Raw genomic sequence first — 26,654 nt, 5'->3', positions numbered from 1 at the left:
TCATTGACCTCCCGCCATTTTGCCCAGTGAACCGAGGCCGCTGCTCATGGCGCGGTTGATGGTTCCGGAAATGGCGCCGCCACTACCACCACCCTGGCCGACAGACATGCCAGGCAAACCGTTGGGGTTGGTGACGACGTTGAGGCCTTGCAGGCCACCCGGGCTTTGCCCGTTGCTGTGGCGAAGGGCTGTTCCGGTGGTGACCCCGGCAATGTCGGCATCGCTGAGTTCGCCGGTGACGCGGGCCGATGGGTTGGCATTTAGGGTGTCAGGGTTCGGATCTCTGCCGCCGCTGCGACCGATGGGAGTTGCGTGAATGGTTCGATCAAGCACGATGACACCGTTGCCTTCGGCTTGTAGGTTGAAACTGAGAACAGTGCCGCCCGCGCTCGCGATCAGCAGGAGGCACGTCAAGCCCTTTTTATTCAGTATCCCCACGACGGTCATTCCTTCATTTGTGGGCTGGCCCTGGTCAGCGGTGTAAGGGATAGAGCGAAAGCTGTGCCGTTTTTTGAATATCGTGTTGATTCAATGGCTTGCGGAATTTGCCCGGGGGCCCTTTGCCGAGGATGTTCCAACGGTGAGACGAAACCATGCGCAGGCAACCCGGAAATGCCGGCGAACCCCTCTAGAACAGGGGTTATAGCGTTGTTGTATCAATGCCTTAACAAGTCCGGCGACCAAACGATGAAGGGCGTTGAAACGGGCAGTTTCAGGCACGGAGGGTGTTTCAGGATCGGACACTTTTCCCCCAAAACAGGGGGGGTGATGGGGAAATTGCCCCAAACGCCGGTCAGGCGCCGAGCAATCGGGTCACGGCGTTCAGTGCCAAGAGTCGGCGTTCTGCCCAATCTCCGTGCAGTACCTGAACCGGTTGTGCGTGGCGCTCAAGCCAGGCCAGGGTCTGGTCGAAAAATGCCTGGCGCTCACTCAATCGGGGCTGGCAACGCTGGCCGTCATCCGTCCAGTCGACGTGTTCCGGCGACAGCAGCAAGTGCAAGTCGTAATGCCGGGCCAGTAGCGCTTGTTCAATCCAGGCGGGGCAATCGCCAAACAGCGTTTGGCTCCAGAGGATATTGCTCAACAGGTGCGTGTCGAGGATGAGCAAAGACGGTCGTTGCGCCCGCGCATAGTCTTCCCATGCCAATTGACCGCGGGCGATGTGCGCAATGTCGGCCAATGTGGTGTCCCGTGGATTCTGCTCGATGAACCAGCGCACATACTCGTCGACCAGAATCCCGCCGAAACGCTGTTGCAACTCGGCTGCCAGCCAGCTTTTACCGCTGGATTCGGGGCCTGTGAGTACCAGGACTTTCATGCGTGCAATGCCGGATCGGCGCGCCACTCGCGCCAGCCCTGCACGGCGATAACGGTGAACAACCCGTACAGGGTGGCGGTCAGGTACAGGCCTTTATAGATGAACAACCCGACGAAAATCACATCCAGGGCGATCCACAGCGGCCAGCACTGGACACGTTTTTGCGCCATCCAGACCTGCGCCACCAGGCTGAATCCGGTCAGCGCCGCATCGAGCCAGGGTTGCGCGGCGTCGGTCCAGTTGGCCATGGCCGCCCCCAGCAACAGGCTGCCGAGTGCGCCAATGGCAAGGCTCAACGCCACGGACCGAGTGTCGAGCCGACTGACTTCGCGGCCATGGGTCGCTTCACCAATCCGCGTCCACTGCCACCAACCGTAAAGCTGTAAGGCGGCATAGACAACTTGCAGCAGCATGTCCGAATACAGCTTCACCTCAAAAAAGATCCAGCTATAGAGCAGCACCATGACCAGGCCGATGGGCCAGCACCAGGGGTTCTGTTTGACTGTCAACCAGACGGCAATGACACCGAGGGCGGCGGCAAACAGCTCAAGCCCGGACATGGAGGCTCCTTGGGAAAATCGAAAAGGGCACGGATTGTAACCGGATCGGCGTCGAGAATCCCGTGGCGCAGGGTGTGCTTCGTTGGTGTGCGATAACGCGGCAGCGCCAATCGGACTTGTCTGGTAGGATTTCGGCCCCGCGCGGATAAACCCGAATCAGGATTGTTTTTTCACAGGATTTTTACGGTTCTGTGGTGATCCTTGATGCGCGGGGCTTGAGCTACGCTGATCGCAATTAAGGCTTTTGAAAAATACTAACGGGGCATGCCAATGCGCATAGCCTTTTGGGGGATTGATGGATCTTTGGACCGCCTTTCAGGCATTGATTCTTGGGGTTGTAGAAGGGCTGACCGAATTCCTGCCCATTTCCAGTACCGGCCACCAGATCATCGTGGCCGACTTGCTCGGCTTCGGGGGTGAGCGGGCAATGGCGTTCAACATCATTATTCAGCTGGGTGCCATCCTGGCGGTGGTGTGGGAGTTTCGACGCAAGATCTTCGACGTGGTCATCGGTCTGCCGACCCAGCCGGGCGCTCGGCGGTTTACCGCGAACCTGTTGATCGCGTTCTTGCCGGCCGTGGTGTTGGGCGTGATCTTCGCCGATTTGATCCACGAATACCTGTTCAACCCGATCACCGTGGCAACGGCGCTGGTCGTGGGCGGGATCATCATGTTGTGGGCCGAGCGCCGTCAGCATGAAGTACACGCGGAAACGGTGGATGACATCACTTGGAAAGATGCCCTGAAAGTCGGCTTCGCCCAATGCCTGGCCATGATTCCGGGCACTTCGCGTTCGGGCTCGACGATCATCGGCGGGTTGCTGTTCGGCCTGTCGCGCAAGACCGCTACCGAGTTCTCGTTCTTCCTGGCGATGCCCACCATGGTCGGCGCAGCGGTGTACTCGGGCTATAAATACCGCCACCTGTTTGTCCCGGCGGATTTCCCGGTGTTCGCGATCGGTTTCGTCACCGCGTTCGTCTTCGCGATGATCGCAGTCCGCGGGCTGCTCAAGTTCATCGCCAACCACAGCTATGCGGCGTTTGCCTGGTATCGCATTGTGTTCGGCCTGATCATCTTGGCGACCTGGCAATTCGGCTGGGTCGACTGGAGCGCAGCCAAGCCGTGAGTGACTCAAGCTCGCGCAATAACCCCGGGCGCCAGCCCGGGGGACAGATCCGCCATTCACGGTTGAAATGGCTGGTGTTTGCAATCCTGTGCGCGTTGCCGCTGTCGGGTTCAGTGTCGTCATGGCTGCATGGGGAGTCGCTGATTCCCCTGGCGGCCTACGGCATCGTCAGCGTCGTGACGTTTTTTCTGTACTGGAGTGACAAACGCAAGGCCCGCGCCGAGCAATGGCGCACGCCCGAGAATGTCCTGCATGCGCTGGAGTTCGCCGGAGGCTGGCCCGGTGCCTTGCTGGCCCAGCAAGCGTTTCGGCACAAAACCCGCAAAGTCTCGTACCAGTTGGTGTTCTGGATCATCGTGCTACTGCACCAGGTGTTCTGGATCGATCACCTGTTCCTCGGCGCACACGTGTTTGCCTTGCTCTAATAAGGCCCTATAGCAGCAGTCCGACTTGAGTGCGCTTTGGCAGCCTGCTCACCACCAACTGGTGCGAACGCTGCAGCAATCCCTGTAGCTCTTCGCTACCGAGCGGGTAGGGCGTCTCCATGATGATCCACTGGGCGCGCGCCAGATAAGGTGCCGGATGAATCCCCGGGCGGTCGCAATGACCGAGAAACAGATCCTTGTCGACCTTGAAGGCCAGGGAATCACCCCGCAGGCCCTGCAACGCGAACATCTTGTTCCCGGCAATCGAAAACACCCGTACGCCTCCCCATTTATAGTCTTCCCGCGCTCCCGGCAGGGCGAGGCAAAACTTCGCGACATCCTCTTCGCTCATCCGTCCGGCTTTCATAACAATCGTTCCCCACAGGCATTGAAGGATTCGACCAAATGGTCAATCCAGGCGCGTACCGCCGGCATCACCCCGCGTCGATGAGGATAGACCGCTTGCAGCCAGCCACCGGGCAACGACCACTCGGGTAGCAACTGCACCAGTGAGCCGTTTTCCAGTTCCTGCTCGCAATACATCATGGGCAGCATCGTAAAGCCCAGACCGGAGAGGGTGCTGGCCTTGCGCACGATAAAGTCATCGATGCCCAGCCGGGCCTCGAGCGCGAGTTCACAACTTTTGCCTTTTTGATCCAGCAGGCGGATGTGCACCAGGCGGTCGGCTTCCAGGGCGCCGAGCACCGGCAGGCTTTTCAAATCCTCGGGATGGTTGATCTCACGGCCCACGAGGAAACCGGGGCTGGCGACCATCAGCATCTGCGCCTGACGCAGGCGACGAGTGACCAGCAGCGGGTCTTCGTCGCCCAGCTCGCGCACACGCAGGGCCACGTCAATGCCTTCGTTCACCAGGTCGACCCGCCGGTTGAGCAGCATGACCTCCAGCTGAACTTGCGGAAACCGTTCCAGAAAGTCGCTGATCACCCCCGGCAATATTTCGTGGGCCAGCCCGACCGGGCAGGACACCCGTAAACGACCGCGGGGCTCGCTGGACATACTGGCGACGGCCTCGTCGGCCATTTCCGCCTCCAGCAGCATCGCCTGGCAGTGCCTGAGGTAGCGCTCACCCACAGCGGTCAATTTCAGCTGTCGGGTGGTGCGTTGCAGCAATCGAGCACCAAGGCGTTCTTCCAGTTCGGCTATGCGCCGTGACAGTCGTGACTTGGGGATGCCCAGCAAACGCCCGGCTGCCGCGAAACCACCGGCTTCCACCACTTTGGCGAAGTAATACAGGTCGTTGAGGTCTTGCATGGTGTGAATCCGATTGTTCTATCTGTGGGACGAACTATCGCATTGTTGCCGTCTAATCAGCTATTGGTTTCGTCTGTAGGATTAGTCCCATCAGATCGCCCTTGTGGGCGATCCTCACCTGGAGATCCCACATGAAACTGCTGCATATCGATTCGAGCATTCTGGGCGACAACTCGGCTTCCCGTCAGCTGAGCGGCGAAGTCGTCAAAGCCTGGCAAGCCGCCGAGCCAAGCGCCGTGGTGACCTACCGCGACCTGGCCGCCGACGCGATCAGCCACTTCTCCGCCACCACCCTGGTCGCCGCCGGCACCACTGCAGAATTGCGCAATGCCGCACAACAGCACGAAGCCGAACTGAGCGCCTCGACCCTGGCCGAATTCCTGGCGGCCGATGCCGTGGTGATTGCCGCACCGATGTACAACTTCACCATCCCGACTCAACTGAAGGCCTGGATCGACCGCATCGCGGTAGCCGGTCAGACCTTCCGTTACACCGAAGCCGGCCCTGAAGGCTTGTGCGGCGGCAAGAAAGTGGTGATCGTCTCGACTTCCGGCGGCATGCACGCCGGTCAGGCTACCGGTGTTGCCCACGAAGAATATTTGAAGTTGCTGTTCGGTTTCATCGGCATCACCGACATCGAAATCGTCCGCGCCGAAGGCCTGGCTTACGGTGACGACGTGCGCAACAAAGCCATGAGCGACGCTCACACGCAAATCAGCGAGCAGTTGTTCGCCGCCGCGTAAGGCTTGCGTAAAAGTAGGCAACCGTTCAGGTAAAGCCCAAAAAAACTCTGTAGTCTGGTTACGCAAGTACCAGCTACGGAGTTTTTTGTTTCTGGTCGTTTCAGATTGTGGCCCGACTTATGCTGTCAGGGTTCACGTCACAAGTCCGGTAACAAGGTGGGGCATCCCATGGTGCGTCTTTGTGCAACTTTACTGATTTGCCTGCTCAGCAGCCTGAATACAGTGCACGCCGCGCCTGCACCGCATCCTCACTGGAGCGTCGGCTTCCATGAGATGACGTTTCTCGACCCACTGGACCTGCAGCCGATGCGCGCCATCGCCTTCTATCCGTCCAGTGACTGGGAGCACACCAGCAAGCTCGAGGGTTACACCGTCGAAGCCGGGGAGGACACCAAGGTTGCCATTGGCCGGTTCCCGATGCTGATGCTGTCCCACGGAAACACCGGTACCCCGCTGGCCCTGCACGACCTCGCCACGTCACTGGCGCGCAAAGGCTTCGTCGTGGTGGCGGTGATTCACCCCGGTGACAACTCCAGGGATCACAGCCGACTCGGTACTTTGAGTAACCTGTACGGCCGGCCGATCCAGATTTCCGAAGCCATCACCGCCACTTTGGGCGACCGTATGCTGTCGCCGTTCGTCAATGCCGACCAAGTGGGGGTCATCGGTTACTCGGCCGGTGGCGAGACCGCATTGATTCTGTCTGGCGCCACCCCGGACCTGGATCGCCTGCGCCGTTATTGCCAGGAACGTCCGGATGACCACGATGCCTGCAACACCCAGGGTGAATTGATTGTCGACCGTGACGACCTGCAACCGGTGCCTGATCCTCGCGTCCACGCCTTGATGCTGATGGCGCCGTTGAGCCTGAAGTTCGGTCGCCACACCCTGGCCGATGTGCATGTGCCGGTGCTGCTTTACAGCGGCGATGGCGACAAACTGGTGGCGGTCGACAAGAACGCCGCGGCACTGGCGCGCAAACTGCCGACGGCGCCTGACTTCAAGCTGCTGGCCGGGGCAGGGCACTTCGTATTCATGGCGCCGTGCAATGACGAGCAGATCGTGATCATGCCCGCGCTGTGCACCGATGCCGATGGCGTCGATCGGCAAGACATTCACCGCAATCTGATCTCAGAAGCCGGACGCTTCTTCTCGCGCACCCTGGGCAGAGCAACCCGGGCCGGGATGCAGACCGCCGATCAATAGATCCCTTGGTAGGAGCCTTCGGCAGCTCCTACAGGGATTCAAGCCATGGCGCGGTGTTTCAACAGCAGCGTCAGTCCCAGACCCGTCACCGACAACAACGCCGCACTGAAGAAAATCCACACATAACCCAGGTTCAACGCCACTGCGCCCATCAACGGGCCGGCGATGGCCAGCGCCAGGTCAAAAAACACCGCGTAAGCACTCAAGCCCGCACCCCGGCTGGAACTGGGCACCTGTTTGATGGCCTCGACACCCAGCGCCGGATACACCAGGGACAGGCCGAGCCCGGTCAGGCCGGCGCCGATGAGTGCATATCCGGTCGACGGTGCCAGCCACAGCAGCGCCAGGCCAAGCGTCTCGATGCACATGCAGGCAATGGCCGACGTGAACCCGCCGAATCGGCTGATGGCGGAAATGAACAGCAGTCGCGACAGAATGAAACACACGCCAAACACGGTCAGGCAGTAGGCCGCGCCAGTCCAGCCGCGATTGACGTAATACAGGGTGATAAAGGTTGTCAGGGTGCCGTAGCCAATGGAAGCCAGGCTCAGGCTCGCGCCAAACGGCGCAATGCGCCCAAACACCGCCCAGAACGGCAAACGTTCACCGTGCACCACCGGCACCGAAGGCTTGTTGCGAATCAGCAACAGTGCAGCCAGGGCCAGCAGCGACAGGGCAATGCCCAGGCTGGCGAAACCCAGTTGTTGCACCATGACCACACCCAGCGGTGCACCAATGGCAATCGCCCCATAGGACGCGATGCCGTTCCAGGAAATCGACCGCGCGGTATGCTCCGCGCCGACCTGGCCCATGCACCAACTGATGGTGCCGACGCCGATCAATCCCTGGGCGATCCCCAGCAACAGGCGCCCGGCGATCAGAATCAGCAGGCTGATCAAGGGAAAGCCTTGCAACAGGGTCGACAACAAGGTCAGCGCGCCACTGAGCGCAATCCCCGACAAGCCAAAGATGATTGCGCGCTTGGTGCCAACGCTGTCGGACATCCGCCCGGCCATGGGCCGGCTGAGCAGGGTGGCGAGGTATTGCGAGCCGATGGTCAGCCCGGCCACGATGGCGCTGAACCCGAGCTGCTCGTGGACATAACCCGGCAGTACCGCAATCGGCAAACCGATGCAGAGAAAGGCGATGAAGGTATAGAAGACGATGGAGACGATCTGCAGGGTGATCGCCATGGAGCTTTGCGGGGCAACTTGCGGCACAGACATGAGGGCTCGTTCCCGGGCGGCGGTGGGAGAACTGCATCATGGCGCGGCGTTGTTATAAAAGGAAGCAGGCTAACTACTTTTGCCGTGACATTATCGCTGTTCCTCATGGCCTCATCGCGAGCAAGCTCGCTCCCACATTTTGAAATGCATTCCCCTGTGGGAGCGAGCTTGCTCGCAATGATTTATGCACCAACAAGAAACCTTGGCCCGGAATGCAAAAAGCCCCGTCACCAGGACAGGGCTTTTCATTTGTAGCTTGCAACTAAAGGCTTGTAGCTGTTTTAGAACACCACACCCTGGCTGCGCAGGTAATCGTCATAGGTGCCGCTGAAGTCGGTCACGCCGTTAGGGCTCAACTCGATGATGCGGGTGGCCAGGGACGATACGAACTCACGGTCGTGGCTGACGAAGATCAGCGTGCCCGGGTAGTTTTCCAGCGCCAGGTTCAGCGCTTCGATGGATTCCATGTCCAGGTGGTTGGTCGGTTCGTCCATCACCAGAACGTTCGGCTTTTGCAGGATCAGCTTGCCGAACAGCATGCGGCCTTGCTCACCACCGGAGATGACCTTGACCGACTTGAGGATTTCGTCGTTGGAGAACAGCATGCGGCCCAGGGTGCCACGGATGATCTGCTCGCCCTGAGTCCACTGGCCCATCCAGTCGAACAGGCTGACGTCGTCTTCGAAGTCATGGGCGTGATCCTGGGCGTAGTAGCCCAGTTCCGCGCTTTCGGTCCACTTCACGGAACCGGCGTCCGGGGTCAGCTCGCCCATCAGCGTACGCAACAGGGTGGTCTTGCCGATACCGTTCGGGCCGATGATCGCCAGGCGCTCGCCGGCTTCGACGGTGAAGCTGAAGTTCTTGAACAGGGTCTTGCCGTCGAAGCCCTTGGACATCTGCTCGATGGTCACGGCCTGGCGGTGCAGCTTCTTGGTCTGTTCGAAACGGATGAACGGGCTCACGCGGCTCGATGGCTTGACCTCGGCCAGCTGGATCTTGTCGATCTGCTTTGCGCGGGAAGTGGCCTGCTTGGCTTTCGAGGCGTTGGCCGAGAAGCGGCTGACGAACGTCTGCAGTTCGGAGATCTGGGCTTTCTTCTTGGCGTTGTCCGACAGCAACTGCTCGCGGGACTGGGTGGCCGCAGTCATGTACTCGTCATAGTTGCCCGGGAACAGGCGCAACTCACCGTAGTCCAGGTCAGCCATGTGGGTGCAGACGCTGTTCAGGAAGTGACGGTCGTGGGAAATGATAATCATGGTGCTGTTACGCGCCTTGAGAATGGTTTCCAGCCAGCGAATGGTGTTGATGTCCAGGTGGTTGGTCGGTTCGTCGAGCAACAGCACTTCAGGATCGGAGAACAGCGCCTGAGCCAGCAATACCCGCAGTTTCCAGCCTGGTGCGACTTCGGACATCGGGCCGAAATGCTGTTCCAGTGGAATACCCAGGCCCAGCAGCAGTTCACCGGCACGGGATTCGGCGGTGTAGCCGTCCATTTCGGCGAATTCGGTTTCCAGCTCGGCCACGGCCATGCCGTCTTCTTCGCTCATTTCAGGCAGCGAGTAGATGCGGTCGCGCTCGGCCTTGACCTTCCACAGTTCTTCGTGACCCATGATCACGGTATCGATCACGGTGAATTCTTCGTAGGCGAACTGGTCCTGGCGCAATTTACCCAGACGCACGTTCGGCTCCAGCATGACCTGGCCGCCGGACGGCTCCAGGTCGTCGCCGAGAATCTTCATGAAGGTCGACTTGCCGCAACCGTTGGCGCCGATCAGACCGTAACGGTTGCCACCGTTGAACTTGACCGAGACGTTTTCGAAGAGCGGCTTGGCGCCGAACTGCATCGTGATGTTAGCTGTAGAAATCAAAGGTTTTTCCTGCGAAGCATTCAGAGTAGCCAGGGTTGCGGCAGTACCGGTTCAGTACCCGTTTCCACTGTTCGGACCCCGGGACATTCATCCCGATTGGCAGTGGAAGATCCATCTGGCATTAAGTGGACAGCAGCATGTGGCGCGCCTGGCCCGAGTCAACGTGCGCTGAAAGGGGATTTTCCCGCTCTCAACCTGGGGGCGCGTAAAGTTTGGCGGCGATTGTACTGGTCTGGCTCTTTAAACGATAGGGCGATGAGGCCTCTGCAACGCTTTGGCGGTTTTTGCGCACACATTTTCACAGTTGCAGGTTAACTATTGGTTACAAGCTGTGGCTAAAATGCCATCCAGTAGCTGGAAACCGACCATCGGTAAGGTTCGTTGGCACTACGGGGCCGCTGTTTCGTAATCAGTTGCTGCACAAGACCCGTGAGGGTGCAGTTTGTTTACTTCCGACCTGTGACGATTTCCGTGAAACTCATCATTGCCGTTATCTACGTTGCCTCTATTGCGTATGTCCACCTGCGCGGTCACGTGCGCCATAAGCTGGGTCGCCAGTTGAGTGACCACTCGACGTTTCTGGCACCGATCAACTGCTTTCTTTATCTGTTTTCGAAAATCCCCAACAAGCCTTATCTCGACCCGGCCGATTTTCCCGACCTGAGCCCGCTGCAGGCACATTGGGAAGAAATCCGTGCCGAAGGCCAGAACTTGCTTCACACCGGCGAGATCAAGCGATCGAATCAATACGATGACGTCGGTTTCAACTCGTTTTTCAAGACCGGCTGGAAGCGCTTCTATCTCAAGTGGTACGGCGATAGCCACCCGTCGGCCATGAAACTCTGCCCGCGCACCACCGAACTGGTGCAGGGCATTGGTTCGATCAAGGCGGCGATGTTCGCCGAGTTGCCCCCGGGCTCCAGACTGGTGCGCCATCGCGATCCGTACGCCGGTTCCTACCGTTATCACCTGGGCCTGGAAACACCCAACGATGCCGGCTGCTACATCAATGTCGATGGCCAGAACTACCATTGGCGCGATGGCGAAGCGGTGATGTTCGATGAGACCTACATTCATTACGCAGAGAACACCACGCCGCACAATCGCATCATCTTGTTCTGCGACGTCGAGCGGCCGATGAAGTATCGCTGGGCTGCGGCATTCAATCGCTGGTTCAGCCGCACCGTCATGTCGGCGGCAGGTGCGCCGAACGAGGCGGGCGACAGGACCGGCGGGCTCAACCGGCTGTTCAGCAGGATCTATAAGGTTCGCCTGCACGGAAAACAACTGAAAAAGCGCAATCGCACGCTTTACTACCTCGAAAAGTGGTCGATCTTCGCCGGATTGCTGGCGGTCATCATTCTGATCTGAAGGGGTGTGTTCGGGCTGCTGACGATGAAGCCGGAACATCCAGCCTATTACGTCTTGCCGGGGAGGTTTTTGTTAACAAAGCTGAACCCCGGGCGTAGCGTGGTATCGAAGTCCTTATCCACGCGACGTAGAGAGGCACCCCATGAACCGATACGTGTTTGGCGCCATTGTGCTGGCCTTGAGTGCCATATTGGGCTCTCTGGCCGATGCCTCTGCTGCGTTGCAATTGGCCCAGAACCTGCCGGGCCGCACCAACAACAACCCTTACAACAGTCCGATCCACCGGGCCAACCCCAACAGCATGCAAGGCACTCAACCCAGCGCCCCGGCCATACGCGGACCCAATACCGTGCCGGTCCAGCGCTCGCCGACGCTGGACAACGGTGGCATCGGTAATCGCTATCCCGACCGGACCGCTCCCGCCAGCCCACCGACATTCATTCCCAATCCCGCCCCGCGAGACACCGGCACCAACAACCGTTGAGCGGCAGGCATCACCTCTGCCCGCTACTTTTCACCAAACCTCATGTTCATCGGAAAAGGAATCCTGCATGTTGCGTAAAAACCTATTGGCAACCCTCTGTGCCAGCGCATTGATCAGCGCCACTGTCCCTGTGCTTGCCGCGCCCGCCCAGACGATGAAAAGCGAAGAAGGCACCCTCGAGGTCACCCCCGTCGTGACGGGGCTGGAGCACCCCTGGGCGCTGGCATTCTTGCCGGATCGTAAAGGCATGCTGGTAACCGAACGGCCTGGCAACCTGCGACTGGTGACCGCTGACGGCAAGCTGTCAGCACCGCTCAATGGCGTGCCAACGGTCTGGGCCAAGGGGCAGGGCGGCTTGCTGGACGTGGCGTTGTCACCGGATTTCAAGCAGGACCGGACGGTCTATCTGTCCTATGCCGAAGGTGGCGGTGAGGGTAACAAGGCCGGTACTGCGGTGGGCCGCGGCCGGCTCTCCGACGATATGACGGCGCTCAAGGATTTTCAGGTGATCCTGCGGCAGGTACCCAAACTCTCGGTCGGCAACCATTTTGGCTCGCGGCTGGTGTTTGATCGCGACGGCTATCTGTTCGTGACCCTGGGGGAAAACAACGACCGCCCGACTGCCCAGGACCTCGACAAACTGCAAGGTAAAGTGGTGCGCATCTACCCGGACGGCACGGTGCCCAAGGACAACCCCTTTGTCGGCCAGGCTAACGTGCGCCCGGAGATCTGGTCCTACGGGCAGCGCAATCCGCAAGGCGCGGCGCTCAACCCGTGGAACGGCACGCTGTGGGAAAACGAACACGGCCCCCAGGGCGGCGATGAAGTCAACATCATCGAGCGCGGCAAGAATTACGGCTGGCCGCTGGCCACCCATGGCATCAACTATTCCGGTGAACCGATTCCCGAAGCCAAGGGTGATACCGTCGAAGGCACCGTTGCCCCGAACCATGTCTGGGAAAAATCCCCGGGCCTGAGTGGCATGGCGTTCTACGATGCCGATCGTTTCAAGGCCTGGCAGCGCAACGTGTTTATTGGCGCGTTGGTCAGCCAGGAACTGATCCGCCTGGAGTTCGATGGCGACAAGGTGGTGCACGAGGAGCGTTTGCTCGGGGAGCTGAAACAACGCATTCGCGATGTGCGGCAGGGGCCCGACGGCTACTTGTATGTATTGACCGATGAGGAGAACGGTGGCATTTACAAAGTCGGGTTGAAGTTGCCGGCTGACTAACGGCATCTACAAAACTTGCCATTGACTTGCCACAACCGTCCGGCTAATTTCGAGCCATGACTTCCACCGTATTGCGCTGCCAGCCAAGCATTATTACCGCCATTCCTCATTTGGCGGGCTAGCTCACGACTGCAGCACCCAACCCGCCCTAGAGGCGGGTTTTTACTTTCTGTCTCCCGGGTCCCGATCAATGTCAGGAGACGACCATGAGTTTTACCGCCGATCAACAGGCCTTGCTGGAACGCTACGTCAAAAAAATCCTTGCCGCGCCGGTGTATGAACTGGCCGTGCGCACGCCGCTGCAACCGGCACCGGCCTTGTCCGAAGCCTTGGGCAACCAGATCCTGCTCAAGCGCGAAGACTTGCAACCGACCTTTTCCTTCAAGATCCGCGGCGCCTACAACAAGCTGGTGCAACTGAGCGAGGCGCAAAAGGCTTGCGGCGTGGTTACCGCTTCTGCCGGCAATCATGCCCAGGGTGTGGCGCTGGCTGCTCGGGAGTTGGGGATCAATGCCACCATCGTCATGCCATGCACGACGCCGCAATTGAAGGTCATCGGGGTTCGCAGTCGTGGCGCCGATGCGGTGTTGCACGGCGAAAGCTTTCCGTTTGCACTGGCCTATGCACTGGACCTGGCCGGGGAAACCGGTCGCACCTTTGTTTCGCCGTTCGACGATGCCGATGTGATCGCAGGGCAAGGCACGGTGGCCATGGAAATCCTGCGCCAGCATCAGGGGCCGCTGGATGCGATCTTCGTGCCGGTGGGCGGCGGCGGGCTGATCGCGGGTATCGCTGCTTACGTCAAATACTTGCGGCCGGAAGTTCGCATCATTGGCGTCGAGTCGGAGCATTCCGCGTGTCTGCAAGCGGCGATGCATGCCAGCGAACGGGTCGTGCTGCCGAGCGTCGGTACCTTCGCCGATGGGGTGGCGGTGGCGCAGATCGGCGCTTACGGTTTTGAGGTCTGCCGGTTCTGCGTTGATGACGTGGTGACGGTCAGCAATGATGAACTTTGCGCCGCAATCAAGAATATCTACGACGATACCCGCTCGATCACCGAACCTTCCGGTGCGCTGGCGGTGGCCGGGATCAAGAAATACGTCGCGCAAACCGGTGCCTTGGGGCAGACCCTGGTGGCGATCGACTCGGGTGCCAATATCAACTTCGACAGCCTTGGGCACGTGGCCGAACGCGCCGCGTTGAGTGGCGCCCCGGTATGACGCCCGGGCAGGTCGACAGCGGACTCCGCGAGGGTCCGCCGGATGGCCGGGTTATTCCTGCACGGCTTTCTCGACCTTGGCCGATGTCGACCAGATCCGATAGCGCACTTCGATGTCCTTGGGCACGTACAGCACGAGCGGCAGCTTGCTGTTGTAACGCAGCAGGAAGCCGTCACCGACCACCGGTACAAAACCCTGTTTGCTCGTGCCGGTCGGGCAGGCCATCAGCGTGCTCATCGGGCCAATGACTTTTTCCAGGCGATAGAACGGGTAGCCCCAACCCTCGAGGTTCTTCTCTTCGAGAATGCCACCCAGACGCGGGTTATTGCAGTCGACGGTCATCGTCTTGCCGGCCAGGATCTCGACCTGGAAGTCGTTTTCCCGGGTCTGTGGTGCGAGGTGAATCACCTGGCGGGTAAACCCGCTTTCGGCCTTCGGATAGGGCGCGGTGCCTTCGAGTTTGGCGGCGTGCGCCAGGCCGGCAAGCCCCAGTGCGGCTAGCGCTGCGCAAGCGTTAACGGTCAAAGAACTCATGATGCCTCCTTGCTTGAAGTGAAGGGCGGCATTTTTACTGTGGTGTGCAGTGAATGCAAACCCGTGGCGCCCAGCGTGCAAATTTCAAGGTCACAAGGGGTGTATATTGCAAACGGCATGACAGGCTTTACAGGTATCTTGCCTGAACCCATGAATTGCCGATGAGCTGCACAGCGAAATCCGGAGCATGATTTATGCTGTATCTGTCCTTGAAGCTTGCCGGGATTTCATATGAGCGAGCATTGACCGTTATTGGCAGTCTCACATAGGAGGGAGTCGCCATGTTTCTTTCTGCCTTGGAAATTCGCAACATCATCGAAAGCAGTTTTCTGCCCGTGCGCTGCCAGTGCACGCTGTCACCGGATCTGTCGATGACCGTCAAGGTCTATGCAGACGGGCAAACCGATCACCTGGATCTATTGGTCACCGGCATTGATGCTTCCGGGCTCAATGGTTGCCGGGAAATCAACGAGTTGATTGCCCGGCTGCGTTCCAAACAGCATCACGTCGAGGTCGATCCCCACTCGATGCTGGGCAAAGCGCTTTAACCTGCGGTTTCGAGTTCCACGGACACGCGCCGGGTCTGGAGGAACGCCAGGCCCAGCGCCAGTTCAACGGCAACCGTCGGCAAATCAGACTTTTCGCTCAGCTCTGGTTCTCGCAGGCGTCGGAAAGTTTACGGTAGGTAATTTCTGCGGGTTTTCCCCTGTCATCAATGTACTTCATCTGGGCATTTACCACTTTGCACTCAAGGGTGTCCGGCTCGGTCAGTGAAATCACTTTGCTGACATGCAATGGCATGCCGTAGTGATAGGGCACGGCTTGAGAGTCAGTGGTGTCATTGGCCTGAGCCAGGCCGGCAAACGCAGTGCAGGCGAGGGCGGTGGTAACCAGCAGGGTACGAGTGTTCATCAGCGATCTCCGGTGCGGACGGAAAGTCAGTTCGATGTGTTGCTTGTCGAACTTGCCGCACTGGGCGTCAGAGCAGTCTGAGGGCGTGCGGTCCAGTGAAGTGTTGGACCGCACGGTTAAGCGAGGGTTAACCCGGCTGAACGCCGTCTGTTGCGAATGCGCGATCCTGTGTATCAGTTAAGACCATCGGGCGCCTGATGGAAAGTCATCGCGAGCAGGCTCGCTCCTACATTGGATCGCTGTCGGACATGAATCTACTGTAGGAGCGAGCCTGCTCGCGAAGAGGCCTTCGAACTCAGCGCAAATCCAGTTGCTTGCGATAAGGCAAATCCGGCCCGGTCCTGCTGCACGTCAACGCGGCCGCCTGCACTGCGAACTTCAGCATGCGGTCGATCTGCTCGCGGCCAAGTTGTTTCACTCCCTCCACCGAGTCCAGCTGCTGTTCGGTCAGCCAGGTAATCAGCGCCGCCTGAAAAGTATCGCCCGCGCCCACGGTGTCGGCGATTTTTACCGCACAGGCAGGAGCCGACCACGAACCGTGAACCCGGCTGAACACGCTCGCGCCATCGCCGCCCCGGGTCAGGAACACCAGCTGACAGCGGTGCTGCAACCAGCCTTCGATCACCTGCGCCGGGTCCTGGCCGGGGTACAGCAGATGCAGATCCTCGTCGCTGACCTTGATCAGATCAGCCAGTTCGACCAGCGTCGCGATCCGTGCACGCCACAGGTCAATGTCCGGCTCCGGGTTCAGGCGCACGTTCGGATCGAGGCTGATCAGGCGCTTGCCGCTTTCCCGGCGCACCAGTGCCAATAGGGTGTCGGCAATCGGCTGCACCACCAGGGAGAACGAACCGATATGCAGGCCGCGTACCTCAGGCCCGAGTGGCGGCAGGTGCTCCGGTTGCAATTGTCGATCCGCGCAGCCTTCGCCACGGAAGCTGTACTGCGGTGAGCCATTGGCCCCGACCGCGACCATCGCCAGGGTGGTCGGCGCGGCAAAATCCAGCAGGTAGTCCTGGCACACGCCTTCATCTTGCAGCACTTGCAGCAGGCGCCGCCCCAGGTAATCGGTGGACAACCCGGCCAACAGCGCCGCGTCCACGCCCAATCGGCGCAAGCCCACTGCCACATTGAACGGCGAACCACCGGCAATGGCTTTGAAGTTCACTTTGGAAGCCAGACCGCTGGCGTCGTTTTCACTGAAAAAATCGAACAGCGCTTCGCCACACACCAGGTACATAGTTGTTCACTCTTCAAAGGGTTGCGACATGCTGTTGATAGCGTTCATACGCCTGCTGACAGGCGTGTACATTGTCGGCGACCGGCAGGGTTTCACTGGCCGGGTCGAGCTTCACGCAACGCTCGCACAAGTCCGCCAGACTGTGTTCGTGCCTGTTCGCCCGGGATACGCACCAGGCCGCCTGGATCGCCGCACCGAGAGCCGCGGCCTCGCTTTGTTCGGTGCAGATCACCGGGGTGTTCATGGTGTCGGCGACGATCTGCCGCCACACCGCGCTTTTCGAACCACCGCCGATCAGCCGAATGCTGCGGCTTTGCAAGCCATTGTGGCGTAACAGGTCCAGTCCGTAACGCAAACCGAACGTCGTGCCTTCGACCACCGCGCGGCACAGATTGGCCCGGGTCAGATTGGTCATGGTCAGACCCGACAGGCTGCCACTGGCATGGGGCAGGGCAGGCACCCGCTCCCCGTTGAAAAACGGCAACATGCTCACACCTTCGGCACCGATCGGCGCCTGGGCAACGAGCTCATTGAACTGATCGATGTCGAGGTCCAGCAGGTCGCGAATCAGACCGGTGGCATTGGTCAGGTTCATGGTGCAGATCAATGGCAACCATCCGCCACTGGAAGAACAGAACGTGGCGACTGCGGCATCCGCGGCGACGCTCGGTTGATCGGCATAGGCGTACACCGTGCCGGACGAGCCGAGGCTCATGGTGATTGCACCGGGCTGGATGTTGCCGGTGCCAATGGCGCCCATCATGTTGTCGCCGCCGCCACTGGACACCAGTGCCCGCGGGTTGATGCCCAGGTGTTCGGCAATACCCGGCAGAACCGTACCGACCGCCTGATGGGCATCGATCAGCTCAGGTAGCGCGGCTTGCAGGCATCCGCTCGGGTCGATGTCCAGCAACAATTGCAAATCCCACCGGCGCGTACGCACATTGAAATACCCGGTGCCCGAGGCATCGCCGTATTCGCTGCAACTGCGGCCGGTGAGCCAATGGTTGAGGTAGTCGTGGGGTAGCAGGATGCGGGCGATGCGGGAAAACACCTCGGGATGCTGCTCTTTGGTCCATAGCAGTTTGGACAGGGTGTAGCCCGGCGCGATGACCACGCCGAGGCGTTCCAGTGAAGCCTTTTCGCCGCCCAGATGGGCCAGCAGGCGGTCATTTTCCGGGGTGGTTTCGGTGTCGCACCAGAGCTTGGCCGCACGCAATACCTGGCCCTGATCGTCCAGTAGCACCAGGCCGTGTTGCTGAGCGGAGACGCCAATGCCGAGGATCGACTGGCCATCGACCTTGGCCGCGAGCAACGCACGGCGGGTGGCAGTGGCGAAGGCTTCCAGCCACTGACGGGTGTCCTGTTCGCGGCAGCCATTGGGGCCGCTGATCAGGCTGTGGCTGGCGGCTCCCAGGCCGAGCACTTCACCGCTGATCGCGTCGAGGATGATGGCCTTGGTGCCTTGGGTGCCGCAGTCGATGCCGAGGAAGAGTTGTCGGGTTGTCATGCAGGATCCTTGGATCGTCAGGTCGATATCAGTGAGCATTCAACATTCATGGCGGCAGCAGACTCACCGCAGGGCCTACGCCAGCACCCGTTCCAACGTCCGCGACACCCCAAAATCCCGCAAACTGTTGCAACACCACTCGAACGCCGCGACAAACTCCGCCGAGCGGGGAATCGCCGTACCAAAAATCTCCTCGACCGCCAACAATCGCTGGGTAATCAACACATCATCGGCCACCAGCGTCTGGCAGAACGCTGCGCGTGGGTCCGGGATCGAATAGGTCTCGCCATGCTCATCCACGCCCTTGAGGTACAGCGCCCACGCCGCCACCACCAACGCTGCGCGCCTGGTCTCACGGCCATCGGCGATCAAGCGATTGATGGTCGGCACGGTGAATTTCGGAAACTTCGACGAGCCGTCCGAACACACCCGTTCAAGCTGATCGGCAATCGCCTGATTGGAGAAGCGCGTCACCAGGGTGTTCTTGTACTCGGCCAGGTCAATTCCCGGCACCGCCGGCAGCTGCGGCGTCACATCCAGGTCCATGTAGGCGCGCATGTAGCGCACGAACAGTGGGTCGTTCATGGTCTCATGGACGAAGCGGTAACCCTTGAGGAATCCCAGGTACGTCAGCGCCAGATGACTGCCGTTGAGCAGCTTGATCTTCATTTCTTCGTAGGGCGTGACGTCGTCGGTGAACTGCACGCCAACCTTTTCCCAGGCCGGGCGACCGTTGACGAACTTGTCTTCCAGCACCCATTGCACAAAGGGTTCGCAGACTACTGGCCAGGCATCGTCCACCCCATGCTGGTCGGCCAGTTGCAGGCGGTGCCGGGAACTGGTCGTCGGCGTGATGCGGTCGACCATGGCGTTGGGGAAACTGACGTTGGCGTCGATCCAGTCGCGTAATTCGCCGTCGTGCAAGGCGGCGAAGGCTAGCAGCGCCTTACGGGTGACGGCACCGTTGTGCGGCAGGTTATCGCAGGACATCAGGGTGAAGGCCGGCGTGCCGGCGGCGCGACGCTTGGCCAGTGCGGCACAGAGGAAACCGAACACGGTTTTCGGCGCCTCCGGATGCGCCAGGTCATGCTGAATCTGCGGCAAGTGCGCCATGAACTCACCGGTGCTGTCGTCGATGCAGTAACCGCCTTCGGTGATGGTCAGCGAGACGATGCGGATCTCGGGACTGGCCAGTTTGTCGATCAACGCCTGGGCATCGTCCTCTGCCAGCAACATGTCGCGAATTGCCCCGATCACCCGCACCTCGGTGTCGTCGTCATCACCAAGCTCGAACAAGGTAAACAGGTAGTCCTGCTCCTTGAGATCGTCACGGGCGCGGCGGTCCTCGGCGCGCAGGCCGACACCACAGATTGCCCAGTCCAGCGCTTCTCCGGTATTCATCAGTGCATCGGTGTAAAACGCCTGGTGGGCGCGATGGAAACCGCCGACGCCGATGTGCGCGATGCCTTGGCGGGTATCGCCTAACGCGTAGGCGGGCAGGACCACTTCAGGCGCGAGGCGGCTGAGGTTATGTTTGTTCAGTTTCATCGCAGGCTCTCTGAAATCAGGCAGCAACGCGCAGCGGGCGGGTCAGTGCCACGCCTTCGGCATTGAATAAATGGCAGTGTTGCGCATCCAGGTGCAGGCTCAGGGTTTCGCCATAACGGCTGGCCAGATCGCCGCGAACACGCATGGTCAGGGCTTCGCCGGACGAGGTCAGAACGTGGCAGAAGGTGTCGCTGCCCAGGCGTTCGCTGACATCGGCGGTGACCTGCAAGGTGCAGTCGCCGGGTTTGGCCAGTTCCAGATGCTCGGGGCGGATGCCCAGCGTCACCGCACTCCCGACGCTCAGATGCCTGCCGCTCAAGGGCAGGCTGATGCGGGTACCGGCGTCCAGTTGCACTTCGCAACCCTGGCTGTCGGTGCGTGTGACCTTGCCTTTGAGAAAGCCCATTTTCGGTGTGCCCAGAAACCCCGCGACAAACAGGTTGGCCGGCTGGTGATAGAGGTCCAGCGGCGAGCCGACTTGCTCGATCTTGCCGCCATTGAGTACGACCACTTTGTCAGCCATGGTCATCGCTTCGACCTGATCGTGAGTCACGTAGATCATCGTGGCTTGCAGTTCTTTGTGCAGGCGCAACAGTTCCAGGCGCATCTGCACGCGCAGGGCGGCATCGAGGTTGGACAACGGTTCGTCGAACAGGAAGATTTTCGGGTTGCGCACGATGGCCCGGCCAATCGCCACGCGCTGGCGCTGGCCGCCGGACAGTTGCTTGGGCTTGCGCTCCAGCATCGGCCCCAGTTCGAGGATGCGCGCCGCTTCGCTGACCTTTTTCTCCACCTCGGCCTTCGCCACGCCGGCCAGGTCGAGGGCGAACGACATGTTCTTGCGCACGCTCATGTGCGGGTACAGTGCGTAGGTCTGGAACACCATCGCCAGGTCGCGCTTGGCCGGGCTCACTTCGGTGATGTCGCGGCCATCGAGTTCGATGGTGCCGCCGCTGACTTCTTCCAGCCCGGCGATCAGCCGCAGCAACGTGGATTTGCCGCAACCCGACGGGCCGACGAAGACCACGAATTCCTTGTCGTTCACTTCCAGGTCAATGCCCTTGATGATGGAAAAGCCTTCGAAGCCTTTTTGCAGATTCTTGATTTTCAGGTTGGCCATGGTGATGGGCCTCCGTTTGTTGTTGTTTAAGATCAAAAGATCGCAGCCTGCGGCAGCTCCTACAGGGGAGTCGTGGTGCTTGGGGGCTCTGTGTAGGAGCTGCCGAAGGCTGCGATCTTTTGCTTTTGATTCATTTCACGGCGCCGAACGACAGGCCGCGAACCAGTTGTTTCTGGCTGATCCAGCCGAAGATCAGGATCGGCGCACAGGCCAGGGTCGAGACGGCCGACAACTTGGCCCAGAACAGCCCTTCGGGGCTCGAGTACGAGGCGATCAACGCGGTCAGCGGTGCGGCTTTGGACGAGGTCAGGTTCAGCGACCAGAAGGCCTCGTTCCAGCACAGGATCAGCGACAGCAGCACCGTGGACGCCAGGCCGCCCTTGGCGATGGGCAGCAACACCCGGAGCATTTCCTGCGCCAGCGTTGCGCCGTCCAGGCGCGCGGCTTCGAGGATGTCCTTGGGGATGTCCTTGAAGTAGGTGTAAATCATCCAGACCACGATCGGCAGGTTGATCAGCGTATAGATGACGATCAGTGCAATGCGCGTATCGAGCAGGCCGAAACTCTTGGCCAGCAGATAGATCGGCATCAGCACGCCCACCGGCGGCAGCATCTTGGTCGAGAGCATCCATAGCAGTGTGCCTCGGGTGCGCTGGGTTTCGTAGAACGCCATTGAGTAGGCCGCAGGCACCGCGATCAGCAGGCACAGGGCCGTGGCGCTGAAGGAAATCACCACCGAGTTCCAGGCGAAACTGAAATAGTCGCTGCGCTCGTTGATGTGCAGGTAGTTCGCAAGCGTTGGCGTGAAGATGAACTGCGGCGGCGTGGCGAAGGCATCGATTTCGGTCTTGAAACTGGTCAGCACCATCCAGAAGATCGGGAAGAAAATCAGGATCGCGATGGCCCAGGCCAACGTACCGAGCAGCAGGCTTTGCAGGCGACGGGATTGTTGAAGAGTCATGGCAGGCCTCAGGCTTTGTCGGTCAGGTTTTTGCCGATCATTCGCACCAGAATGATCGCGGCGATGTTGGCGATGACCACGGCGATCAAGCCGCCCGCCGAGGCCATGCCGACGTCGAACTGCACCAGCGCCTGGTTGTAGATCAGGTAGGCGAGGTTGGTCGAGGCGTAGCCGGGGCCGCCGTTGGTGGTGGTGAAGATTTCGGCGAACACCGAGAGCAGGAAGATGGTTTCGATCATCACCACCACCGCAATCGGCCGCGCCAGGTGCGGCAGGGTCAAGTGCCAGAAAATCGCGATGGGTCCGGCACCGTCCAGGCGCGCGGCTTCTTTCTGTTCCTGGTCGAGGGACTGCATGGCGGTCATCAGGATCAGGATCGCGAAGGGCAGCCATTGCCACGAGACAATGATGATGATCGACAGCAGCGGGTAGTGTGCGAGCCAGTCCACCGGTTGCGCACCGAACAGCTTCCAGACGTAGGCGAGAATCCCTGATACCGGATGGAAGATCAGGTTCTTCCAGATCAGCGCGCCCACCGTGGGCATGATGAAAAACGGCGAGATCAGCATCACCCGCACGATGCCGCGACCGAAAAACTCACTGGCCTCCAGCAGCGCACTGATCAGCACGCCGAACACCACACTGATCAGCAGCACGCTGCCCACCAGCAACAGCGTGTTGGTGGCGCCGGGCAGGAAGCCCGAATCGGTGAGGAAGTAAGTGAAGTTTTCCAGCCCGACGAACGCGTTCTCGCCGGGATTGAGCAAGTTGTAGCGGATGGTCGAGAAGTAGAGGGTCATGCCCAGGGGTACGATCATCCACAACAGCAGCAATGCCACCGAAGGGCTGACCAGAAACCAGCCGGGATCGGTCACGCGGCGTTTGCGCTGGGGTTGGACAATGTCCATGTGAGCTTTGGCAGTTGATGTATTCATGGTGATCAGAACCGATTAATTACAGGCATATGAAGATCAACTGTGGGAGCGAGCTTGCTCCGGGCGGCGTTCCGACGATAGCAATCTGTCAGCCGACATCACTGTTGAATGTCATGGCCTCATCGCGAGCAAGCTCGCTCCCACATTGGATACGGTGTTACTTGGGATAACCCGCGCGCTTCATTTCGCGTTCAGTGGTTTGCTGGGCCGCCGCCAATGCCTGGTCGACCGTGGTCTGGCCGATCAACGCTGCAGAGAAGGACTTGCCGACCTGGGTACCAATGCCCTGGAACTCGGGAATGGTCACCAACTGGATGCCGATATACGGCACAGGCCTGGCGCCCGGCTTGCTCGGGTCCGCGGCCTTGAGTGATTCCAGCGTGACCTTGGCGAATGGCGCAGCGCTCATGTACGCCTCGCTGTAGGTCGAGGCCCGGGTACCCGGCGGCACGTTGGCGATGCCGTCTTTTTCCGCGACCAGTGCGCCGTATTCTTTGGAAGTGGCCCAGGCGCTGAAGGTTTTCGCTGCTTCCTTGGCTTTGGAACTGGTGGGAATGGCCAGTGCCCAGGAGTACAGCCAGGCCGAGCCCTTGTCGGTGACTTGATGCGGCGCATAGGTGAAGCCGACGTGATCGGAGACCTTACTCTGGGCCTTGTCGGTGACGAATGAGCCGGCGACGCTGGCATCGACCCAGATCGCGCATTTGCCGCTGTTGAACAACGCCAGGTTTTCATTGAAACCATTGCTCGAGGCGCCCGGCGGGCCGGATTTCTTCATGGTGTCGACGTAGAAATTCAGCGCGCTTTTCCACTCGGGGCCGTTGAATTGCGGCTGCCACTGTTCATCGAACCAGCGAGCGCCGTAGGCGTTGGCGACGGTGCTGATCAGCGCCATGTTCTCGCCCCAGCCGGCCTTGCCCCGCAGGCAGATGCCGTACTGTTCTTGCTCGGGTTTGTTGAGCCTGGCGGCGAATTCACCGATCTGCTCCCAGGTCGGGCGCTCGGGCATGGTCAGGCCGGCGTCCTTGAACAGGTCGGTGCGGTAGTAGGTGATCGAGCTTTCGGCGTAGAACGGCAGCGCATACAGCGAGCCTTTGACGGACAGGCCTTCGCGCACCGACGGGAACACATCGTCGAGGGCGTAGCTGGCCGGCAAATCCTTCATCGGCGCCAGCCAGCCCTTGGCGCCCCAGAGTGCGGCTTCGTACATGCCGATGGTCAGCACGTCGAACTGCCCGCCCTGGGTGGCGATGTCAGTGGTCAGGCGCTGGCGCAGGACGTTTTCTTCGAGCACCACCCAATTGAGCTTGATGTCCGGATGCTCGGCCTCGAAGGTTTTCGAAAGCTTTTGCATGCGGATCATGTCGCTGTTGTTGACGGTGGCGATGGTCAGGGTCTGGGCGCCGAGACTGGCGCTACTGAGGGTCATGCAGGTGAGGGCGAGCAGAGCTTTTACTGAAGGTTGCATCGTGCACTCCTTTTCTGCACCCAATGGGTTACAGAAGGACAGTTATTGTTTTTGTGTCTTCCTGCGGAGGGAAGAATGTGCACTGATTACATCCTTCAATGGAGGGCGAGACAAATCATCCATCGCACTTTGATCGATACTTTTTTGCACTGGGGTTTTGGCAGGTAGGCGCAGGGAAGGGCTTTTCAGCGAAGGAGGGGTATTGAATCCGTACAGGTTTTATAGCTTTTAGCAGAGAAAAGATCGCAGCCTTCGGCAGCTCCTACAGGAGGGCGCATTCCAGCGGTAGGAGCTGCCGAAGGCTGCGATCTTTTGATTTTTAACCCAGGTTTTGCTCGGTCAGCCGCTGCACCACCAACCGCCGATAATGCGACGGGGTCATGCCCTTGAGTTGCTGGAAGCGCCGGTTGAAGTTGGAAATATTGTTGAAGCCCGATTCGAAGCACACGTCAGTGACCGGCTTGTCGCCATCGGCCAGCAACTCGCAGGACTTGCTGATGCGCAGGCGATTGACGAATTCGACGAAATTGCGCCCGGTGGCCTGCTTGAATACGCGGCTGAAATACGTGGGCTTCATGCCCAGGTGCTCGGCGACTTCTTCCAGTGTCAGGTCCCGGGCGTAGTGAGCGAAAATATAATCCACCGCGCGGTTGGTGCGATCGATGTTGTGCTCGTCGGCCAGTTGTGGCGTCGTGGCGCCAGAGAGCAATTGGTAGTCGTCGGTGGCCGCGAGCAACTCCAGCAGAATGAAAAAGTGCCCGAGCCGGGTGATGCCGCTGGTTTCGGCGATGCGCTGCATCAAGTCCATGGCCTGGGCGATGGTGTGCTTGCAGCGAAACTCGATGCCGTATTGCGCGCGCTCCAGCAGCGGCGCCAGGGTCTTGAGTTCGGCAAACACCTGATGGCCGCTTTCAAACAGCTCGTCGGTGAAGTTGACCAGCATGTCGCGCTTGGGTACCACTTCGTCCTCGGCCACCTGGCTGATCCAGTTGTGGGGCAGGTTGGGGCCGGTCAGGAACAGGGTTTGCGGATAGAAGTTGCCGATGTAATCGCCAATGAACACCTTGCCGGAACTGGCGACGATCAGGTGCAACTCGTATTCCTTATGGAAATGCCAGCGCACCAGCGGGCAGGGAAAGCCATGCTGACGGTAGATGATGGACAACCCGTTGTGGTCGTCCATCAATTCATAGGAAGGATCGGTGACTCTGGCGGTGCGGGTCATGTCAGGGCGCTTGTGTTGTTATCCCGCCCTGATCATGCCTCCAGCCGGATGGATAACGCTACTCTGCCGTTTGAACGTACGCCCAGGCGGATATCAAAAAACCGCGCACCATTGCCTCATGGCCGCTGTTGCTTGAGGCGGGATTGGGCCTTCATTACGTTTGCCGCGCGGCAGTTGTGAACCAGGTTTGACTCTTCAAAAAAATCCACATTGATAATGCTGCATTTGTGAATCCATGGTTTGTTTACATCGAACCAATCATTCAGCTCTTTGGGGATGCTAACCGGGCCACCGACGACGGAGTAAGCGGTGGCAGATAGAGACCATGGGAAACTTGAAGAGGGAGGGGTCGTCATGACGGTTTCAATAAAAGATTCGAGGTATTGGACATCGGTGATGGCGGAGCCGCTCCATTTATGTTGAACGCTCCTGCAAAAGGCTTGTGGGTCCAGGTGCGGGTGATGATCGGCGGCGAGCAGTACCCGTTGAGTCCTGCTGATGCGTTTCAACTGTCCAAGCGTCTTGCGGCTGTGTTCAGGAGGAATGATGAGTTCGCCTAAACTGCGCACGAGGCGGTCACTGAATTCCTTGAAGTTAACGGGACGATTTCCACGTTCCAGTTTGTGGAAGTCGAGGATTATGAACTCATCGGGATTATGCACTAGAAAGCTGGAGATATCCTGAGCGAGCTGAGAGAGCTCGCGATAGGAGCGTATTCCGTTATGGTGAAAGTAAAAATACGAGTAACTATTGCCATTCCTGATATTCATGTCAAATTCAAGTCTGATGTCGAATGCCCTGGCGCCGTTCATCAGTTGATAATAAAACGATTCGTTTTGGCAGACGGCCCAGTGCATGGTTGGTGCCCAGATATAGTTACCGTTCTTGTCTGAGCCGGTATTATGTGCGCCAGGCAAAATCAGCTCGCCGAGCGTCAAGTTTTCGATGATTGGAATATTACTCATCCAGTCGTTGAGTGTGGGTTTATAGTTGCCATACTCAAAGCTTGGTTGTATTTCGTTATTGTCGTCCATAGTGCGTCCGTGCAAGTGGGTTGGATACAGTTGTTTATGCGCTAAATGCTTTATCGCATTTGGCGGAGAGGGGTTTTATAGCAACTAAAAAACAGGAAAGCCACTCATGCGACTCAG

General features: G+C 59.4%; 27 protein-coding genes. 9 read left to right on the top strand and 18 right to left on the bottom strand.

Annotation, left to right across the window (positions count from 1 at the left end; all coding sequences use genetic code 11):
- The 3 genes from AC1DKH_RS04025 to pnuC form a co-directional block, all read right to left on the bottom strand.
- Nucleotides 1–447, bottom strand: a complete 447-nt coding sequence (locus AC1DKH_RS04025) for a hypothetical protein (protein ID WP_477761980.1) — start codon at nucleotides 445–447, stop codon at nucleotides 1–3.
- A gap of 346 nt (nucleotides 448–793) precedes the next feature.
- Nucleotides 794–1,318, bottom strand: a complete 525-nt coding sequence (locus AC1DKH_RS04020) for an AAA family ATPase (protein WP_477797487.1) — start codon at nucleotides 1,316–1,318, stop codon at nucleotides 794–796.
- Entirely contained in the window at nucleotides 1,315–1,878 is a 564-nt protein-coding gene (gene pnuC / locus AC1DKH_RS04015) for a nicotinamide riboside transporter PnuC (protein WP_477797486.1), read from the bottom strand. Before pnuC ends, AC1DKH_RS04020 begins: the two co-directional genes overlap by 4 nt.
- Nucleotides 1,879–2,173: 295 nt before the next feature.
- Here pnuC and AC1DKH_RS04010 point away from each other — a divergent pair, with 295 nt between their 5' ends.
- Both AC1DKH_RS04010 and AC1DKH_RS04005 read left to right on the top strand, forming a co-directional pair.
- Nucleotides 2,174–3,004, top strand: coding sequence for an undecaprenyl-diphosphate phosphatase (locus AC1DKH_RS04010; RefSeq protein ID WP_477797485.1), 831 nt, complete (start codon nucleotides 2,174–2,176; stop codon nucleotides 3,002–3,004).
- Entirely contained in the window at nucleotides 3,001–3,429 is a 429-nt protein-coding gene (locus AC1DKH_RS04005) for a DUF1294 domain-containing protein (RefSeq protein WP_477753801.1), read from the top strand. The genes AC1DKH_RS04010 and AC1DKH_RS04005 overlap by 4 nt, the downstream gene beginning before the upstream one ends.
- A gap of 7 nt (nucleotides 3,430–3,436) precedes the next feature.
- Here AC1DKH_RS04005 and AC1DKH_RS04000 read toward each other — a convergent pair whose 3' ends face one another.
- Entirely contained in the window at nucleotides 3,437–3,796 is a 360-nt protein-coding gene (locus tag AC1DKH_RS04000; protein WP_108217507.1) for an MmcQ/YjbR family DNA-binding protein, read from the bottom strand.
- Nucleotides 3,793–4,701 (bottom strand): LysR substrate-binding domain-containing protein, encoded by a 909-nt coding sequence (locus AC1DKH_RS03995; protein ID WP_477761979.1) that lies wholly within the window; start codon nucleotides 4,699–4,701, stop codon nucleotides 3,793–3,795. The genes AC1DKH_RS04000 and AC1DKH_RS03995 overlap by 4 nt, the downstream gene beginning before the upstream one ends.
- 131 nt (nucleotides 4,702–4,832) lie before the next feature.
- Between AC1DKH_RS03995 and AC1DKH_RS03990 the strand changes: the two genes are divergently transcribed.
- Together AC1DKH_RS03990 and AC1DKH_RS03985 are read left to right on the top strand one after the other, a co-directional pair.
- Nucleotides 4,833–5,444 (top strand): FMN-dependent NADH-azoreductase, encoded by a 612-nt coding sequence (locus tag AC1DKH_RS03990; RefSeq protein WP_477797484.1) that lies wholly within the window; start codon nucleotides 4,833–4,835, stop codon nucleotides 5,442–5,444.
- Between the two features lie 168 nt (nucleotides 5,445–5,612).
- Nucleotides 5,613–6,650: an alpha/beta hydrolase family protein gene (locus AC1DKH_RS03985; RefSeq protein ID WP_477797483.1), complete on the top strand. Its 1,038-nt coding sequence runs from the start codon at nucleotides 5,613–5,615 to the stop codon at nucleotides 6,648–6,650.
- A gap of 38 nt (nucleotides 6,651–6,688) precedes the next feature.
- Here the strand turns inward: AC1DKH_RS03985 and AC1DKH_RS03980 are convergent, their stop codons facing one another.
- Both AC1DKH_RS03980 and AC1DKH_RS03975 read right to left on the bottom strand, forming a co-directional pair.
- Nucleotides 6,689–7,876 (bottom strand): MFS transporter, encoded by a 1,188-nt coding sequence (locus AC1DKH_RS03980; protein ID WP_477797482.1) that lies wholly within the window; start codon nucleotides 7,874–7,876, stop codon nucleotides 6,689–6,691.
- A 281-nt stretch (nucleotides 7,877–8,157) separates the two neighbouring features.
- Complete coding sequence (locus AC1DKH_RS03975; RefSeq protein WP_008053703.1) at nucleotides 8,158–9,744, bottom strand: ABC-F family ATPase; 1,587 nt, start codon at nucleotides 9,742–9,744, stop codon at nucleotides 8,158–8,160.
- 471 nt (nucleotides 9,745–10,215) lie between these two features.
- Here AC1DKH_RS03975 and lpxO point away from each other — a divergent pair, with 471 nt between their 5' ends.
- The 4 genes from lpxO to ilvA all read left to right on the top strand — a co-directional run bounded on the left by lpxO (nucleotide 10,216) and on the right by ilvA (nucleotide 14,050).
- The gene (lpxO, locus tag AC1DKH_RS03970; protein ID WP_477797481.1) at nucleotides 10,216–11,115 is read left to right on the top strand and encodes a lipid A hydroxylase LpxO; all 900 of its coding nucleotides are present in this window, start codon (nucleotides 10,216–10,218) and stop codon (nucleotides 11,113–11,115) included.
- 142 nt (nucleotides 11,116–11,257) lie between these two features.
- On the top strand, nucleotides 11,258–11,599 hold the full coding sequence (locus AC1DKH_RS03965) for a hypothetical protein (protein WP_477797480.1): 342 nt from the start codon (nucleotides 11,258–11,260) through the stop codon (nucleotides 11,597–11,599).
- Between the two features lie 67 nt (nucleotides 11,600–11,666).
- A complete protein-coding gene (locus AC1DKH_RS03960; protein ID WP_477797479.1) occupies nucleotides 11,667–12,830 on the top strand; it encodes a PQQ-dependent sugar dehydrogenase in 1,164 nt (387 codons plus the stop codon).
- A gap of 206 nt (nucleotides 12,831–13,036) precedes the next feature.
- Nucleotides 13,037–14,050 carry a threonine ammonia-lyase, biosynthetic gene (gene ilvA, locus AC1DKH_RS03955; protein WP_477797478.1) on the top strand — a complete coding sequence of 338 codons (1,014 nt, stop codon included), beginning with the start codon at nucleotides 13,037–13,039 and terminating at the stop codon, nucleotides 14,048–14,050.
- A 51-nt stretch (nucleotides 14,051–14,101) separates the two neighbouring features.
- Here ilvA and eco read toward each other — a convergent pair whose 3' ends face one another.
- A complete protein-coding gene (eco, locus tag AC1DKH_RS03950) occupies nucleotides 14,102–14,584 on the bottom strand; it encodes a serine protease inhibitor ecotin (protein WP_477797477.1) in 483 nt (160 codons plus the stop codon).
- A 281-nt stretch (nucleotides 14,585–14,865) separates the two neighbouring features.
- Here eco and AC1DKH_RS03945 point away from each other — a divergent pair, with 281 nt between their 5' ends.
- On the top strand, nucleotides 14,866–15,132 hold the full coding sequence (locus tag AC1DKH_RS03945) for a DUF1652 domain-containing protein (RefSeq protein ID WP_477797476.1): 267 nt from the start codon (nucleotides 14,866–14,868) through the stop codon (nucleotides 15,130–15,132).
- A gap of 97 nt (nucleotides 15,133–15,229) precedes the next feature.
- Here AC1DKH_RS03945 and AC1DKH_RS03940 read toward each other — a convergent pair whose 3' ends face one another.
- From AC1DKH_RS03940 to AC1DKH_RS03895, 10 genes are all read right to left on the bottom strand, one after another.
- A complete protein-coding gene (locus AC1DKH_RS03940) occupies nucleotides 15,230–15,496 on the bottom strand; it encodes a DUF2790 domain-containing protein (protein ID WP_477753813.1) in 267 nt (88 codons plus the stop codon).
- 295 nt (nucleotides 15,497–15,791) lie between these two features.
- Nucleotides 15,792–16,736, bottom strand: a complete 945-nt coding sequence (locus AC1DKH_RS03935; RefSeq protein WP_477797475.1) for a carbohydrate kinase family protein — start codon at nucleotides 16,734–16,736, stop codon at nucleotides 15,792–15,794.
- A 13-nt stretch (nucleotides 16,737–16,749) separates the two neighbouring features.
- A complete protein-coding gene (gene xylB, locus AC1DKH_RS03930) occupies nucleotides 16,750–18,246 on the bottom strand; it encodes a xylulokinase (protein WP_477797474.1) in 1,497 nt (498 codons plus the stop codon).
- Between the two features lie 75 nt (nucleotides 18,247–18,321).
- Nucleotides 18,322–19,794, bottom strand: coding sequence for a mannitol dehydrogenase family protein (locus AC1DKH_RS03925; protein ID WP_477797473.1), 1,473 nt, complete (start codon nucleotides 19,792–19,794; stop codon nucleotides 18,322–18,324).
- Between the two features lie 16 nt (nucleotides 19,795–19,810).
- Nucleotides 19,811–20,914, bottom strand: coding sequence for an ABC transporter ATP-binding protein (locus tag AC1DKH_RS03920; RefSeq protein WP_477797472.1), 1,104 nt, complete (start codon nucleotides 20,912–20,914; stop codon nucleotides 19,811–19,813).
- Nucleotides 20,915–21,044: 130 nt separating this feature from the next.
- Nucleotides 21,045–21,875: a carbohydrate ABC transporter permease gene (locus AC1DKH_RS03915; RefSeq protein WP_477797471.1), complete on the bottom strand. Its 831-nt coding sequence runs from the start codon at nucleotides 21,873–21,875 to the stop codon at nucleotides 21,045–21,047.
- Nucleotides 21,876–21,883: 8 nt separating this feature from the next.
- Complete coding sequence (locus tag AC1DKH_RS03910; protein ID WP_477797470.1) at nucleotides 21,884–22,810, bottom strand: carbohydrate ABC transporter permease; 927 nt, start codon at nucleotides 22,808–22,810, stop codon at nucleotides 21,884–21,886.
- A gap of 157 nt (nucleotides 22,811–22,967) precedes the next feature.
- Entirely contained in the window at nucleotides 22,968–24,278 is a 1,311-nt protein-coding gene (locus AC1DKH_RS03905) for an ABC transporter substrate-binding protein (RefSeq protein WP_477797469.1), read from the bottom strand.
- Between the two features lie 319 nt (nucleotides 24,279–24,597).
- Complete coding sequence (locus AC1DKH_RS03900; RefSeq protein WP_477797468.1) at nucleotides 24,598–25,503, bottom strand: helix-turn-helix domain-containing protein; 906 nt, start codon at nucleotides 25,501–25,503, stop codon at nucleotides 24,598–24,600.
- A gap of 116 nt (nucleotides 25,504–25,619) precedes the next feature.
- Nucleotides 25,620–26,537 carry a phosphatidylinositol-specific phospholipase C domain-containing protein gene (locus AC1DKH_RS03895; protein ID WP_477797467.1) on the bottom strand — a complete coding sequence of 306 codons (918 nt, stop codon included), beginning with the start codon at nucleotides 26,535–26,537 and terminating at the stop codon, nucleotides 25,620–25,622.
- Nucleotides 26,538–26,654: the final 117 nt, after the last annotated feature.

It is taken from the genome of Pseudomonas sp. 05L36 (assembly GCF_056398125.1).
This window is presented reverse-complemented; position numbering and strand designations above follow the sequence as displayed.